This window comes from Leucobacter exalbidus, from assembly GCF_017834145.1.
GTDB lineage: Bacteria > Actinomycetota > Actinomycetes > Actinomycetales > Microbacteriaceae > Leucobacter > Leucobacter exalbidus.
Genome location: NZ_JAFIDA010000001.1, coordinates 183,736 through 198,361, shown reverse-complemented (window position 1 = coordinate 198,361; position 14,626 = coordinate 183,736). Strand labels below are relative to the sequence as shown.

Genomic DNA, 14,626 nt, shown 5'->3' with positions numbered 1-14,626 from the left:
CGAATTAGGCGGCGTAACGCTCGGTCGTGTACTCGACATCGTCTTGCGTGAGCGACAGGTAGGCGTCTTCGAGGTTTGATCCGGAGCTTGCAAGCTCGTGCAGTTCGATGCCGGCGTTCAGCGCGATGCGGCCTACCTGAGCGGTTTCGATGCCCTGGGCAGTGAAGCCCGCGTCGCCTGAGGAGTCGAGGCGGCAGCCGGGAATCTCGCGCATGATGAGCGAGGCGAGGCGTGCCGACTCTGGGCTGCGCACGGTCACCATGCGCTTGCCCTGCACGTCGAGGAATTCGGCGAGCGGGGCATCTGCCTTCACCTGGCCGCGCGCCAGCACGATGATGTGGTCGGCGGTCTGCGCCATTTCGGTCATCAGGTGGCTCGACAGCAGCACGGTGCGGCCCTCGCTCGCGAGGAAGCGCAGCAGCTCGCGAATCCAGCGCACGCCATCGGGGTCGAGGCCGTTCACGGGCTCATCTAGGATCAGCACGCCGGGGTCGCCCAGCAGCGCCGCGGCGATGCCGAGCCGCTGCCCCATGCCGAGCGAGTAGCCGCCGACGCGTTTGTGCGCGACCGATTCGAGGCCGGTCTGCTCGAGCACGTCGTTCACGCGGCGGTCTGAGATGCCGTGGGTGGCGGCGATGGCGCGCAGGTGACTGCGTGCGGTGCGGCCGGGGTGCACCCCCTTTGCGTCGAGCAGCGCCCCCACCTGGGTGAGTGGCGAAGCCATCTCGCTGTACCGCATGCCGTTGACCGTGACGGTGCCCGAGCTGGCTTTGTCGAGGCCCAGGATCAGCCGCATCGTGGTTGATTTGCCTGCGCCGTTCGGCCCCAGAAAGCCAGTCACCTGGCCGGGTGCGATGGAGAAGGTAACGTCATCCACCGCGCGCTTGTCGCCGTACTGTTTGGTGAGCCCGCGTGCTTCGATCATGAGCAATCCTCGTCGTTCCGGCCAGACTTTCTGGCCTCACTATTGAAGATATGGCGCACCCCGGGGTCAGCACATCGACCAAAGGTACCGACCCCGTAGTACCGCGGTACCACGGGATGTTCGGGCAGGTCACTCCCCTGGGCTGACCGAGGGCTTCGCGGCTTTGGCACGGCTGGCCAGTGACGCTGTTACGACTTCGCGAGGTTCTCGATGTGAGATTCTTCTGCGGCGATGCGGCTCGCGAGCAGCGGATACTGCTCAAGCAGCGGGTCGCCGTCGAGCAGATCTGCGGCGACCTCGCGGGCGTGCACGATGAGTTCACCATGCTCGGTGACGCGCAAGAGGCGCAGGGTCGAGCGCCCGCCCGACTGCCGGGTGCCCAAAATATCGCCCTCGCGCCGCTGCTCGAGGTCGGCCTCGGCGAGCTGAAACCCGTCGGTGGTGGCGGCGACCGCCAGCAGCCGCTCGAGGGCGGGTGTGCCCTCTTCGGCGCTCGTCAACAGCAGGCATCGACCTGCGTGCTGGCCGCGCCCCACACGTCCCCGCAGCTGATGCAGCTGCGAAATACCGAAGCGGTCGGCGTTGCGCACGATCATCATGGAGGCGTTGGGCACGTTCACGCCGACCTCGATCACCGTGGTCGAGACGAGAATGCCGATGTCGCCCGACGCGAAGTCTTGCATGATGCGGTCTTTCTCGTCAGTGGGCATGCTGCCGTACATGCCCTCCACCCGAATGCCCTCGTATTTGCGTGACCGACGCAGCAGCGCGACGGTGTCGGTGACGTTGGCAACGGGCGGCTTCGGCGGCGCTGCGGGGGCGTTCGCGTCTGCCGCGGTGTGCGCGGCGACCGGCCCATCAATTTCGGCATCAAGCTCGGGGTCGAGTTCAGTCTGGTCAATCGCGGGGCACACGAAGTAGATCTGGCGCCCCTCTTCGAGCTGCGAAAACACTTCCTGCCACATGCGCGTCTTGCGGTCTGGCGTGTATTCCTCGTGTACGACCACTGTTTTGATGCCCTGTCGCCCAGCGGGCAGCTCTTTAATGGTGGACACCTCGAGGTCGCCAAACGCGGTGAGGGCGACCGTGCGCGGAATGGGGGTGGCGGTCATGGCGAGCGTGTGCGGGTTGTTGCCCTTTTTTCGCAGGGCTTCGCGCTGGTCAACGCCAAAGCGGTGCTGCTCATCGATCACGACGAGGCCGAGGTCGTACATTGACACTTTGTCACCCAGCAGGGCATGCGTGCCGATCGCGATGCGGGCCGCGCCCGAGGCGAGCGCAAGCAGGGCCTTCTTGCGCTCAGCCGCCGGCATGCGGCCGGTCAGCAGCACGACGCCGACCTCTGCCGCGAGATCTGGGCCGAGCGATTCATTGATGGAACGGAAATGCTGTGAGGCGAGTACCTCGGTGGGCGAGAGCAGCGCGCTCTGCCCGCCATCTTCGGCGACCTGCAGCATCGCCCGCAGCGCCACGAGGGTTTTACCTGAGCCCACTTCGCCCTGCAGCAGACGGTGCATAGGATGCACGTCGGCGAGATCGTTCGCGATGGTCTCGCCCGCGCGCTGCTGGTCGCCCGTGAGCGTGAACGGCAGTGTGCCGTCGAATCGGGTGAGCAGCTCACCGTCCTTCTCGCGGGGCATGGCGGGGGCGAGCCCCACCCGGCGCCTGCGGTCAAGCAGCGCAAGCTGCAGCTCGAACGCCTCACGAAACAGCAAACTCTGGCGGGCCTGCTGCCAGTGCTCGTCGACCTCGGGTTGGTGCACCAGGCGCAGCGCCTGATCAAAACTCATCAGACCCTCGGTCGCGACCACGTACATCGGCAGCGGGTCGGGCACCGGATCAAGCTGGTCGAGCACGACACCGATCGCCCGGTGAATGGCCCACGACTGCGCCTGCCCCGTCGCGGGGTACAGCGGCACGGGCACCTGCGACCACGCCTTCGCGGCGGCCTCGCTCAGCGCTTCTCCCCCGGGCGCATCGTCGCGATGTTCAAACAGCTCATAATCGGGTTGCTGCAGCTGCAGCGCACCGCGGTACTCGCTCACCTTGCCGCTGAATACGCCGCGGCGACGCGCCTGCAAATCCTTCAACCGCCATTTTTGGTTAAAGAAGGTGATCGTGAGAAACCCCTCACCATCGGTGATGCGGGCCTCGATCAGACTGCCATTGCGGCGCTGCATGCGACGCTCACGCACCTCAAGTACCTCGGCCACCACCGTGATGTGCTCGCCAATGGGCAGCTCTTTCAATGGCGAGAGCTCGCCGCGCTTCGAATAGCGTCGCGGAAAGTGCATCAGCAGATCTTCTACCGTGTGCATTTCGAACGCGCGCTCGAGCACGGTCGCCGTGCGGTCACCAATGATGCCGACAAGCGGCGTCTCGAGGGTGACATTTTCCATGTACTCAGCGTACCCGCACCCACTGACACGGCGCGGTCGCAGCGCGCGCCGTGCGCCACACGGTACCCTCGAATCGTGACGAGGATCATTTCAGGAGTTGCCGGATCGCTCAGGCTCGAAGTCCCCCAAGCGGGCACACGACCCACGAGCGACCGCGTACGCGAGGCCATCTTTTCTACGCTCGTATCTTGGGGCCTCACCGAAGACGCGCGCGTGCTTGACCTCTACGCCGGATCAGGGGCCCTGGGCCTCGAATCGGCGAGCCGCGGTGCAGCCTCGGTCACCCTCGTCGAGAAGAACCAGCAGGCCGCAGGCGTGGCCGAGCGCAACTGGCGCACCATCAAGCCCTCGTTTGCGCATGCTCGCGTTCAGCCGCCCGTCGTCGAGGTGGCGAAGCAGTCGGTGCAGGCGTTCCTCGATGCGCGCGCCCTGCGGGATCCGGCGCCCACCTGGGATGTCGTGTTTCTCGACCCGCCCTACGACCTGGGTGAGGCCGAGCTGTCAGCGAACCTCGCCGCGCTCGTCCCCATGCTCGCGGCCGATGCCGCGGTGCTCGTGGAGCGGTCTTCCCGCTCCCCCGAGCCCACCTGGCCCGCGGGCCTCGAGCCGGTGCGTGACAAGCGTCACGGCGAAACCGCGCTGTGGTGGGCAGAGCCCACGCAGTAACTGCGTGGGCTCTACCGGGCCGTTAGATGTACCAGGCGTCGAACGTGCGCACCCCATACGTGGGGGCCACGGAGCGGTTCCAGCGCGATGCAAACCGCTCCTTAGGTGCGTCTGAGGCCTTCGCCGCAGCCTCACCGGCGCTCGACAACGACGCACAACCCGAGGCGTTCGCCGCCTCGGCCCAGGCCACGTACTCGACGTTCGCCCGGTGCGAGGCCTCAATCGCCTCGTAGAGGTCGTCGAGCAGGGCGTTCCCGTCAGGAATCTTGTCGACCGGCATCGCGTCGAGCGCGCTCAATAGCTCAGACCGGTTATCGCGCACAGCTTCCATCGCCGAAACGGTGTCTGAATAGCCGCCCGCTGACGCCGTGCAGTACTGCAGCTTGGGTAGCGCATCCTTCAACAGGGCACGCCCCGAGTACGCCTTTTCGAGCACCTCGATCATGTACCGCACCTGGTCTTGGGCGGTGTCTTCGGGGGCCTGCACGTTGAAGGCACCGTCTTGCTGCGATGTTTCTTGCACCGTACGTACGCTCTCTCCCATGGGCACGAACACGTACTGCACGAAGCGTTGCTGGTCGAGAGTCTTGTGGTTGGCCGAGTCACGCCGCACCATCGTGCCGATTTCGTAGTCGAGCGTGATGTGATCGCCGTTCGCCATCTCGCCCGTGTACCGTGACAGCCCGGCATCCCAGTCGACAGCAGCCTTCGCATCAGCGCTGGTGGGGTTGGTCGCGCCTACTGAGTACTGCACGTTTGAGGAGCCGGCCTCTTGGTAGGCCATAAACGTCGGCTCAGACTGCGACAGCCCGCACACGAGCACCCAGCCGTCTACGAACTCGGCCCAGGCGTATGTGTCGGTTTTGGCGGGGCATTCCTCTGTGATTGAGCCGGGCAGTGAGGCTCCTGTCGCCGCGGTGCCGGCCGCTGTGGCGCCCTGCACTGCCCCCATAAATGTGTAGCTGTCGAGCCGGTGGGATCCCTCGGCTGTGGAGCAGTCGGTGCAGTAGTAGTGCGAGAAGATCACCCCTGCCGGGCCGCCGATCACCTCAGCCACATCGGTGACTTCAGCGAACGAGCCCGTGTACACCTCGGCGCCGGTTTCACCGTCGAAGATCGCCACCTCTGAGAGCGCCTGATCTGTGGGACCGCTGAATGCAAGCACCTGCCCGCCAGACACCGCAATGTTTCGGTCAGACACATTGGTGTCCACCACCGTCTCGGTGCCTGTGCGCAGATCAACCACTGCGAACTTCGCGGCCGCTTCCTTCCACACCAGCACGCCGTCGCCCGACTCACGCTCAACGATCTGGGGGGCCTGGTACCAGCCGGGCAGCGCACCGTCGATGGTCCACAGCTTCTTGCGACTCTCGGCATCGAAGGCACGCAGGGACTGGGCATCGTCGATCAGAATCACGGGCTTGTCGGTGCCCGCGATATCCCAGGTAAAGGTGGTCGACTTGACGAGTACTTCGTCGTCGGGGGCTGAGCAGCCGTCGCCCGCGTATGACACGGTGTCACCGCCCGCGAGCCACACGCAGTCGGGGTTGCTGGCGTTATTCACGTTCCACCCGGCTTCGCCAGAAACCGGCTCAGAGGCAAGCTCTTTTCCTGTCATTGAGCGCGACACAATGGCTGCGGGCTCAAGCACACGCAGTTCGTCACCGAATCGCTGCACCACCCCCAGCTCACTGGGCACACGGAAGGTCAGCCCGGCCGCGTTAAAGCCCACCACCTGGGCCTCTGAGGTGGCGCACACACCTTCGGTGTGATCATCGTTGAGTACACAGGAGTCGGGGCGGCCCAGGCCATCTTCGGTCCAGGCCACCGCACCGGTGTCACCATCGATAAAGGCCCAGCTCACCGGCTTGTTACTGTGATTGGCCGAGGGCACGAAGCTCACGAGCGTACCGGTGGCAAGCTGCACTGGCTGATCTTTGCGCTCGGCGACGTTAATCGGGCCCTGCATGCGGGGCAGGTAGCCGCTCACGCTCGCCGAGGCGCCAATGTCACCGCCCTCGATGCTCCATTTGGCTTCGAGGCCGTTCAGAAAGCGGTCGCCCTCGGCGATCGTGCCGGTGTCTTCGACCTCAGCAGCGGCTGAGCCGCCGCTGTCTTGCCCAAAGGGCCAGGTGCCAGTCACTGCGAGTGCCACGCCACCCGCGGCCACGAGGGCGGCGCAGATCCCCGCGGCGAGCCACGCGGCGCCCTTGCGCTTCTTTCGCTTCGGCTGCTCGGCGGCAGCGCCAGCTGGCGGGGCCGGGTGCCCCATCGGAGGCAGCGGTTCGGCCGCGGGCATTACTCCTGCGGGCGGCATCGCCGCCATCGGGGGCGGCATCTGCAGCGAGGGCGGGGGCAGCTGGGGCTCGGGCATCGGGGTACCCGAAGGGGGTGCCATGGGAGCGCCAGAAGGCGGCGCCATGGGCAGCCCGGCAGGGGGCGCCATCAGTGTGATCGCGGGGGCGGGAGGAGCTGCCGGGATCACCGGGTCGGGTGCCGCGACTTCGGTGGGGGCGTCGGCGTTGTCGGGATCCGGAGCTGCGGCAACGATTGTGGCCTCAAAGTCGCGCGCGACGATCGTCTGCTCGTCTGCGCGGGCCGCGACCGTGCGGGTCTCTTCATCATAGCTCGCGGCGGTCATCGTGGCATCAAACGACTGATCGACGCGCTGTGATGCCCCGCCGTTATCGGCAATCCAGTCGCGCAGCCCGTCATAGCAGTTGGGATGCGCAGAGATCTGTGCCCACAGATCGGGTCGATTCGCGGCGAGCCCGGCAAGCTGTTCAGCTGAGGCGTCGGTCGGAACGCCAGCACCACTGGCATCCCAGGCGGGGTTCGGTGTCGGGGGCTTCGGCATCGGGGCTCCTGTGTTGGCTTCAACGAACAGGCCTTACCCGCTCGTAGTCTCCAAATAGTCTATGTGAGCCCTACGACGTTTCAACACAAATGTATAAAAGCTCGTCAAACAGGCATCCTGCATCACGCAGGGCGTCGTTTCGGCGGGTGAGATTCGCGGTGAGTTCATCCCGTCAACAGCGCGTTGCCGCGCGGTAAAGCCCGGTGTGAAATCCAGTCAAACATGCCAATGAGTTAGTATTCAGGCATGGAGCAGCGGCCATTTATTCACTCCGTCGCGCGTCTTGCACGCGTGATGAAAGAGGCGCGCGCCGAAGCGGGAATTACGCAGGAACAGCTCGCCGCCAAGGCCAACATTCCGCTTGACTACATCGTCGACGTTGAGGCAGGCCGCCCCCGCGCCGAGGTGGGACGCGCAGTGATCGCGCTCAAAGCTCTCGGACTCAATCCGCGCGCAGTGCCCGCAACCCACCCCGATGCATTCGCGGCCGACGGGACGCTCAGACCGGAGTATGTGCAGCATGCCTGAAGCTCTTGAAGTCTTCAAAAATGGTACACATATTGGGCTGTTCATACGCGAAAGCGACGGACGCATAAACTTCGTTTACAACGCAGATGCCCCAGAGACACCAATCTCGCTGTCTCTTCCCAGGCACGGCGCTCACACGAAGCGCGCTGCGGAGAACTTCCTACGAAATCTTCTGCCTGACAATGACGGGGTACGCGCCCGATGGGCACGACATCTCAACACGGCAGACCATCCATTCGATCTCCTCAAGCACACCGGCGAGGACGTTGCCGGTGCGCTCAGCTTGCTTCCTGAGGGATCCGGCCTGGGACTCGGGACAAGCGCTGCGCGCCTCGCCTCCAGCGACGAGATCGCGGACCGCATCGCATCACTCATGGACGACAGAGATGCCTGGATCGCGCCGGAACACATCGGCAAGGTGCGCATGTCCCTAGCCGGTGCGCAAGGAAAGTTCACCCTCACGCAGGTAGACGAAACCTGGTTCTGGTCTTCCGCCGTTCTCCCCTCCACCCACATCTTCAAGCCGGCTTTCCACGATGTGGAGAGCGCCCCGGAGTTCGAAGCAGGCTCCCTGGCCCTCGCTCGAGCCGCCGGGATCAGTGCCCCCAAAGCTTCGGGCGTGCACATCCTGGGGCAGCACACCTACGTGGTGGAGCGCTTCGACCGACGCATCACCGACGGAGTGGTCACCAGGATCCACACCGAAGATTTTGCTCAAGCCGCGGGCCGCGATCCCGGGCAGAAATACGGCATGAGCGCGGCGCATCTCTTCAGCACGCTGCGAGAACACTCTGATGAAGAGAGCCAATACCAGCTCGCACACATGCTGATCTTCAACACCGCTATCGGTAATTCTGATGCGCACGGCAAAAACTATTCCGTCTTCTTGGATGGCGGTGTTCGCGTTGCGCCCCTGTACGACGCGATACCTACCACCATCTGGCCGAAGTACGACGAAGATAAGCTCGCAATGAAAATTGGCGGGGCTGAGCGGTCACCTGAGGTGCAGGCAGCACACTGGGCAAAACTGGCCCGGGCAAACATGCTCGACGAAGACCGTATCGTTGCGCTCGCCCGCAGCACCTATACCACCGTCGCAGATCAAGGGCATGACATCTTCCGAGCCGCAGGCGTGAGCGGACGCATGCTGGCGCAGTGGGACCGCTTGGTGGCATCAACCACTCGCCATCTCAGCGTTCAGCAGCCCGCCACGATAGACATGGCGCTATCTCCCAAGCCGGTCGCGCTGCGCAGAGGCGACCATGAGTCAGCAACACCGCTGAGCACGCGAGACCTTGGGCTCGAGCTCGACCTCGGCTTGGATCTCCTGGATTAGCCCCTGCCCCGTATGTGGCAAGGTAAACCGCGGGCGCCGCGCTTCCCTTTCGGGAGGCGCGACGCCCGCGGCTATCGTGCAGCGTCAGTTATGAACGCGGCAGCAGGGTGTACTTCGACGAGAGGAACTCGTGGATACCTTCGAAGCCGCCCTCGCGACCGAGACCCGACTGCTTCAGGCCACCAAACGGTGCCGCAGCGTTCGACACGAGGCCGGTGTTCAGGCCCATCATGCCGCTCTCGAGCTTCTCGATCATGCGCTGACCGCGGTGAATGTTCTCGGTGAAGACGTAGCTCACGAGACCGTACTCGGTGTTGTTCGCGATCTCGACAGCCTCGTCCTCGGTCGAGAAGCGGATGATGCCCAGCAGCGGCCCGAAGATCTCTTCGCGCATGATCGCTGACTGCGGGGTCAGGTGATCAACGACGGTGGGCTGGAAGAAGTTGCCCACGCCCTCGATCGCTTCGCCACCGGTGACGATGGTCGCGCCGGTAGCAACAGCGTCTTCGACGAGACGTGCCGTGTTGACGACAGCCTTGCCGTCAACGAGCGCGCCGATGTCAAAGCCCTCTTCAGCGCCGCGGCCCACCGTGAACTCGTTGACGCGAGCCGCGATGCGTGCCGCGAACTCATCAGCGACCGACTCGTGCACGATGACGCGGTTGGCGGCGGTGCAGGCCTGGCCGACATTGCGGAACTTCGCCAGCATGGCGCCCTCAACTGCGCGGTCGAGATCTGCATCTTCGAACACGATGAGCGGGGCGTTGCCGCCGAGCTCCATCGAGGTGCGCAGCACGTTCTGTGCCGCAGCCTCGAGCAGCTTGACACCCACGGGGGTCGAGCCGGTGAAGCTGAGCTTGCGCAGGCGCTTGTCAGAGAGCAGGGCGCTCGACTGTGCGCTCGACTTCGACGTCGCGACCACGTTCACGACGCCGGCGGGCAGGCCAGCTTCTTCGAGCAGCTGCGCGAAGAAGATGGTCGTCAGCGGGGTGAGCGCTGCGGGCTTGATCACAACGGTGCAACCGGCAGCAAGCGCCGGAGCGATCTTGCGGGTCGCCATCGCGAGGGGGAAATTCCAGGGAGTGATGAAGTAACAGGGACCCACGGGAATCTGCGACACCAAAATGTTACCGGTGCCCTCGGGGTTCTGGCGGAAGTCACCGGGAACGCGCACGGCTTCTTCAGAGAACCAACGCAGGAACTCGCCACCATAGTTTACTTCACCGCGGGCTTCAGCGATGGGCTTACCCATCTCCATGCTCATGAGCAGCGCGAAGTCTTCCTTGCGCTCCATCAACAGGTCGTAAGCGCGGCGCAAAATGTTCGAGCGCTCGCGGCTCGAGGTACCTGCCCATGCGGCCTGTGCACCGACAGCAGCGTCAAGGGCGCGTACGGCATCTTCGACCGTTGCGTCGGCAATCGACTTGATGGTTTCGCCTGTGGCCGGATCCTGCACGTCAAACGTAGCGCCCGAGGTCGAGGGCTCCCAGGTGCCGCCGATGCCGAGGCCATTCTGAACGCTGTCGAGCAGTGCCTGCTCGTTGGGCTTCAATGCCATGATGTGTCCTTAAATTTCTAGTTGCCTTCTGCCCCGCAACGCAGGCCAGAAACTAGCTGAAACGTGAATGGGTCTTGCGCGCGAGCGCAAGATGACGGGCGACTGCGGGTGCGCGGTCGACCACAGGGTGGGGCAACCGCGGTAGACCCGCGCCCCCATAATAACGGGTGACGTGGAGGGATGCTGAGCAGCCCTCCACGTCACCCACGCCAGTGTTAGTTGGCGGCCAGTGCGTCTGCGATGACCTGCAGGCCCTCGCGCAGCAGCTCGTCAGAGATCGACAGCGGCGGGAGGAAGCGCACGACGTTGCCGTAGGTGCCGCAGGTGAGCAGAATGACTGCTTCGTTTGCAGCGTGCGAGGCGATCGCGCCGGTGAGGGCAGCGTTTGCCTTCTTCGAGCCCGACTCAACGAACTCGACAGCCATCATGGCGCCGCGGCCACGGATGTCGCCGATGCGGTCGTCGGTCTTCTGCAGCTCAGTGAAGAACTCGGTGATGATTGCGCCGATTTCGCGGGCGCGCTCTGCGAGGTTTTCCTTCTCGTACGTGTCGATCGTTGCGAGCGCAGCTGCACACGAGATGGGGCTACCGGCGTAGGTGCCGCCGAGGCCACCCGAGTGAGCCGAATCCATGATGTCAGCGCGACCGGTGACAGCCGACAGCGGCAGGCCGCCAGCGATGCCCTTTGCGGTGGTGACAATGTCAGCGACAACGCCCTCGTGGTTTGCCGCGAAGAGATCGCCCGTGCGAGCGAAGCCGGTCTGCACCTCGTCGAGGATGAACACGACGTTGTTCTCTGTCGACCACTTCTGGATCGCGGGGAGGAAGCCCTCAGCGGGAGCAATGAAGCCACCCTCGCCCTGGATGGGCTCGATGATGATCGCTGCGAGGTTACCCGCGCCGACCTGCTTCTCGATCTGCGAGATTGCCTGTGAGGCAGCCTCTGCGCCGGTCAAGCCATCGCGGTACGGGTACGAAGCCGGTACGCGGTAGACCTCGGGAGCGAAGGGGCCAAAGCCATCCTTGTAGGGCATGTTCTTAGCGGTCATGCCCATGGTGAGGTTGGTGCGGCCGTGGTACGAGTGATCGAAGACGACCACTGCAGGCTTCTTGGTGAAGTGGCGAGCGATCTTGATCGCGTTCTCGACGGCTTCAGCGCCCGAGTTGAACAGTGCCGAGCGCTTCTCGAAGTCACCGGGAACGAGCTCGTTGAGCTTCTCAGCTACAGCAACGTAGCCCTCGTAGGGGGTAACCGTGAAGCAGGTGTGCGTGAACTGCTGCACCTGGTTGATGACGGCTTCAACGACGGCGGGCGACGAGTTGCCCACGCCGGTCACGGCGATGCCTGAGCCGAGGTCGATGAGCGAGTTGCCGTCAACGTCAACCATGACGCCACCGCCAGCTGCAACGATCGAAACGGGAAGGGCCACGCCAACGCCTGAGGCTACAGCGGCGTTCTTGCGGGCGAGCAGCTCCTGCGACTTCGGGCCGGGAATGCTGGTGACGAGCTTGCGCTCCTGAGGAAGCGAGGGACCGCCGATGATGTCGACCATGGTGCTGTATCTCCTTAAAAGTAATGGCCCGGTCAACCGCGCACCCATTTGCGCGGAATGAAACCGATTGACTTCAGACTAGCCCCTGCACCCCGCAACAAAACGTGCCAGAATGGTGAACGTATGGCTAATCTTTCGACAGCTTGGCAGAACCAGACGGGGCGGCTTTTTCGGTGCAGAATTCAACCACAGGGGTCGCTCATGCCACCCCCGGCCACCCCCTCATTGAGCTGGGTGAACTGCTCCACGAATACCAGCTGGGACTGGTGTTAATCGCAGGGGTCACCGAGCACACCACGTCACTTCCGGTGCAGTGGGTGCACGTCAGCGAGCTCGAAGATCCGACCCCGTTTCTCACCCCGCACACGGTGCTCCTCACCACCGGCGCACGCTTCGATGCGGTGACCGAACCAGCCGATGCAATGGCCTATGTGCAGCGCCTGGTCGACTCGCGCACCACGGCGCTCGGCGTCGCGGTCGGCCTGCACTGGGATCGCGTGCCCACCGCAATCGTCGACGCGTGCGACGCCCTCGACTTTCCGCTCTTTCGCGTGCCCTACGACACCGCCTTTATTACGATCTCGCAGACCGCGGTGCGATTGCTCGATGCGCAGACCCGCGAACGCGACCTGTGGGCGCTCGACTCTCAGCGCGCGGTAGTGGCGGCGTCGCTGCACCGCGATGGCTTGGCGGCCGCGGTGCGCGAGGCTACGGCGCGGCTAGGTCGCTGGGTGTCGATCACCGACCGCTTCGGCCGGCTGATCGAGTTGGCCCCTGCTTCGGCACACAACCCCGAGCGCGTGGAGCGCATCAGGGCCGAGGCGACCCGGCTGCTGGCGCGCGGCGTGAGCGCCGGCCGCATCGGTGAACGCGATGGCGTTGGCATGCGGCTGCAGACCCTGGGCCGGCGCGGTGAGGTGCTGGGCGTGCTGGTGGTTGAGGAGCACGGCTCCCCCGACAGCGCCGAGCGCACCCTGTTTTCCCTGGTCGCTGCGCTCGCGACGGTGCAGCTCGAGCTGCGCGGCGGCGCCGACGAGGCGCAGGCGGCCATTCGCGAGGCCGTCACCCAGGTTATTTTTGCCGGCGATCTCGCGCTCGCCCAGCAGCTCACCCAGCACACCCCGCTGCAGCTGCCCGAGAACCCGATTGCGGTGGTGAGGTACGACGCGGCGCCCGCCACTGATCCGGAGTTCGATCAAGACCTGCGATCGTTCGATGCCGGCAGCCGCGGGTTCGTGCGCGCCGAAACCTCGGCGCGGCCGGTGATTCTCACCGAGACGCGGCACCTCGCCCAGCTGCGGCGGGTGTTCGCGGCCCACGGGGTGCCCGCCGGCATCTCGCAGCGCGGCGCGATCGAGGAAGCGGCGAAGCTCGCCGAGCAGGCCGAGCGCGCCTACGAACACGCGACCTCGAATGACGCCGCGGGCCCGGTTGATTACCGCCCCGCCGTGCACGATGGGGTGCTGCACCTGTTGGGTCGCGACCCCGAGGCTCGCGAGCGTGCGCTGAGCCTGCTCGCGCCGGTGCGCGAGCACGACACGAAGCACCTCGACCAGATTGAGCGCGGCCTGACCGTGTGGCTTGCGCACCACGGCCAGTTCAGCGCCGCGGCCACCGAGCTCGGGGTGCACCGGCACACGCTCAAATCGCGCATTGCGACCGCAGCGAACCTGCTGCAGCGCGACCTCGATTCACCCGATGCGCGGGCCGAACTGTGGGCGGCGCTGCGGCTCAGCCCCGGCGATTAAGCGCGATAGGCGCGAACGGATCCCAGCCCCGGGCCGCATATGGGGTGCCATTGAGCAGCAGCTCCGGATCCCCCGCCGCCCGGTGCCCGACCCGTCCGATCTGGTGAAACCCGACCGGCAGCGCGGTGGCTGCCGGGAACGTTGTGAGCAGGCCGTGATCTTCGCCGCCCTCGAGCATGGCAGTGACGGGCACCTCGAGCCCGTACTGGGTGCCGAAGTGGGTGGTGAGCGCTGCGCCGTCAAGGTGCAGGGCGACGTCGCTCGCACGCGCGAGCCTGGCCCCGTCGAGCGCGAGGCCGTCTGACACATCCATCATTGCGGTGGCGCCCGCGGCCGCCGCGATCGGGCCGAGCGGAATGGGCGGGGCTGGCGCGAGCTGAGCCGACAGCAGCTCGGGGTGTTCGGCCCACAGCTCATTCAGTGTGCGGGAGTGGGCCACCCCGTCATCTGCGGCATGCGAGAAGAGTAGCGAGAGACCGAGGCCCGCGAGGCCCAGCTCGCCGGCGTAGGCCACGATGTCGCCTTCCGAGGCGCCCGACCGGGTCACCGCCGTCTCGTGCGCGACCTGGCCGAGCGCGGTGACGGCCGCCATGATGACGGGCGCGGTGCCCAGGTCGCCCCCGACTACCCCGCACCCGGGGGCGAGGGTGCGGCAGGCCGCGTCGAGCCCCTCAGCGATCTGCTCGAGGAAGGCGACCTCGGTGCCCTGTGGCACCGCGAGCGAGAGGGTGAGCGCCGTGGGGGTCGCCCCCATCGCCGCGACGTCTGACAGGTTCGTGGCCGCCAGCTTCCATCCCAGCTCAAAGCCTGCGTGCCAGGGCAGCCTGAAGTCGGGCCCCTCGATCATGGTGTCGGTGGTGATGACGGTGTCGAACCCCGGCCGATCACCGATCACGGCACAGTCATCACCCGGGCCGAGTGTGGCCGCGTGTGCCGCCGTGAGTTGGGCGAGGATGCGGGCGAGTACGCCGCGCTCCCCGAGTTGCCCGACCGTTACTGTGCCTGCCGTCTTGTTCACGCTCTCAACCTATCGCACGCTCCCAGCCAGGCGCCGGT

Annotated in this window: 10 protein-coding genes; 4 read left to right on the top strand and 6 right to left on the bottom strand. The window is 65.4% G+C overall.

Annotation, left to right across the window (positions count from 1 at the left end; all coding sequences use genetic code 11):
* Window positions 1–4: 4 nt before the first annotated feature.
* Entirely contained in the window at window positions 5–925 is a 921-nt protein-coding gene (locus JOF28_RS00930; RefSeq protein ID WP_209704051.1) for an ABC transporter ATP-binding protein, read from the bottom strand.
* A gap of 188 nt (window positions 926–1,113) precedes the next feature.
* Window positions 1,114–3,324: an ATP-dependent DNA helicase RecG gene (locus JOF28_RS00925; protein WP_209704050.1), complete on the bottom strand. Its 2,211-nt coding sequence runs from the start codon at window positions 3,322–3,324 to the stop codon at window positions 1,114–1,116.
* 75 nt (window positions 3,325–3,399) lie between these two features.
* On the opposite strand from JOF28_RS00925, the gene rsmD reads away from it, so the two are divergent.
* Window positions 3,400–3,990, top strand: coding sequence for a 16S rRNA (guanine(966)-N(2))-methyltransferase RsmD (rsmD, locus tag JOF28_RS00920; RefSeq protein ID WP_209704049.1), 591 nt, complete (start codon window positions 3,400–3,402; stop codon window positions 3,988–3,990).
* Window positions 3,991–4,012: 22 nt separating this feature from the next.
* Here the strand turns inward: rsmD and JOF28_RS00915 are convergent, their stop codons facing one another.
* Complete coding sequence (locus JOF28_RS00915; protein ID WP_209704048.1) at window positions 4,013–6,847, bottom strand: variant leucine-rich repeat-containing protein; 2,835 nt, start codon at window positions 6,845–6,847, stop codon at window positions 4,013–4,015.
* Between the two features lie 246 nt (window positions 6,848–7,093).
* Here JOF28_RS00915 and JOF28_RS00910 point away from each other — a divergent pair, with 246 nt between their 5' ends.
* Complete coding sequence (locus JOF28_RS00910) at window positions 7,094–7,375, top strand: helix-turn-helix domain-containing protein (RefSeq protein ID WP_209704047.1); 282 nt, start codon at window positions 7,094–7,096, stop codon at window positions 7,373–7,375.
* A complete protein-coding gene (locus tag JOF28_RS00905) occupies window positions 7,368–8,711 on the top strand; it encodes a HipA domain-containing protein (RefSeq protein WP_209704046.1) in 1,344 nt (447 codons plus the stop codon). Before JOF28_RS00910 ends, JOF28_RS00905 begins: the two co-directional genes overlap by 8 nt.
* 88 nt (window positions 8,712–8,799) lie before the next feature.
* On the opposite strand, the gene JOF28_RS00900 is transcribed toward JOF28_RS00905, so the two are convergent.
* Both JOF28_RS00900 and gabT read right to left on the bottom strand, forming a co-directional pair.
* Window positions 8,800–10,269, bottom strand: a complete 1,470-nt coding sequence (locus JOF28_RS00900; RefSeq protein WP_209704045.1) for an NAD-dependent succinate-semialdehyde dehydrogenase — start codon at window positions 10,267–10,269, stop codon at window positions 8,800–8,802.
* A 215-nt stretch (window positions 10,270–10,484) separates the two neighbouring features.
* Window positions 10,485–11,822 carry a 4-aminobutyrate--2-oxoglutarate transaminase gene (gabT, locus tag JOF28_RS00895; protein ID WP_209704044.1) on the bottom strand — a complete coding sequence of 446 codons (1,338 nt, stop codon included), beginning with the start codon at window positions 11,820–11,822 and terminating at the stop codon, window positions 10,485–10,487.
* A gap of 173 nt (window positions 11,823–11,995) precedes the next feature.
* On the opposite strand from gabT, the gene JOF28_RS00890 reads away from it, so the two are divergent.
* Window positions 11,996–13,570, top strand: coding sequence for a PucR family transcriptional regulator (locus tag JOF28_RS00890; RefSeq protein WP_209704043.1), 1,575 nt, complete (start codon window positions 11,996–11,998; stop codon window positions 13,568–13,570).
* On the opposite strand, the gene thiL is transcribed toward JOF28_RS00890, so the two are convergent.
* Window positions 13,554–14,588 carry a thiamine-phosphate kinase gene (gene thiL / locus JOF28_RS00885; protein ID WP_209704042.1) on the bottom strand — a complete coding sequence of 345 codons (1,035 nt, stop codon included), beginning with the start codon at window positions 14,586–14,588 and terminating at the stop codon, window positions 13,554–13,556. The two genes, JOF28_RS00890 and thiL, sit on opposite strands and share 17 nt — an antisense overlap.
* Between the last annotated feature and the right edge of the window lie 38 nt (window positions 14,589–14,626).

What these genes read in the sequence shown, in the direction of transcription:
- JOF28_RS00900 (WP_209704045.1), bottom strand. Translation starts at nt 10,269, where the DNA reads ATGGCATTGAAGCCCAACGAGCAGGCACTGCTCGACAGCGTTCAGAAT.
- JOF28_RS00915 (WP_209704048.1), bottom strand. Translation starts at nt 6,847, where the DNA reads ATGCCGAAGCCCCCGACACCGAACCCCGCCTGGGATGCCAGTGGTGCT.
- JOF28_RS00925 (WP_209704050.1), bottom strand. Translation starts at nt 3,324, where the DNA reads ATGGAAAATGTCACCCTCGAGACGCCGCTTGTCGGCATCATTGGTGAC.
- JOF28_RS00910 (WP_209704047.1), top strand. Translation starts at nt 7,094, where the DNA reads ATGGAGCAGCGGCCATTTATTCACTCCGTCGCGCGTCTTGCACGCGTG.
- JOF28_RS00905 (WP_209704046.1), top strand. Translation starts at nt 7,368, where the DNA reads ATGCCTGAAGCTCTTGAAGTCTTCAAAAATGGTACACATATTGGGCTG.
- gabT (WP_209704044.1), bottom strand. Translation starts at nt 11,822, where the DNA reads ATGGTCGACATCATCGGCGGTCCCTCGCTTCCTCAGGAGCGCAAGCTC.
- JOF28_RS00930 (WP_209704051.1), bottom strand. Translation starts at nt 925, where the DNA reads ATGATCGAAGCACGCGGGCTCACCAAACAGTACGGCGACAAGCGCGCG.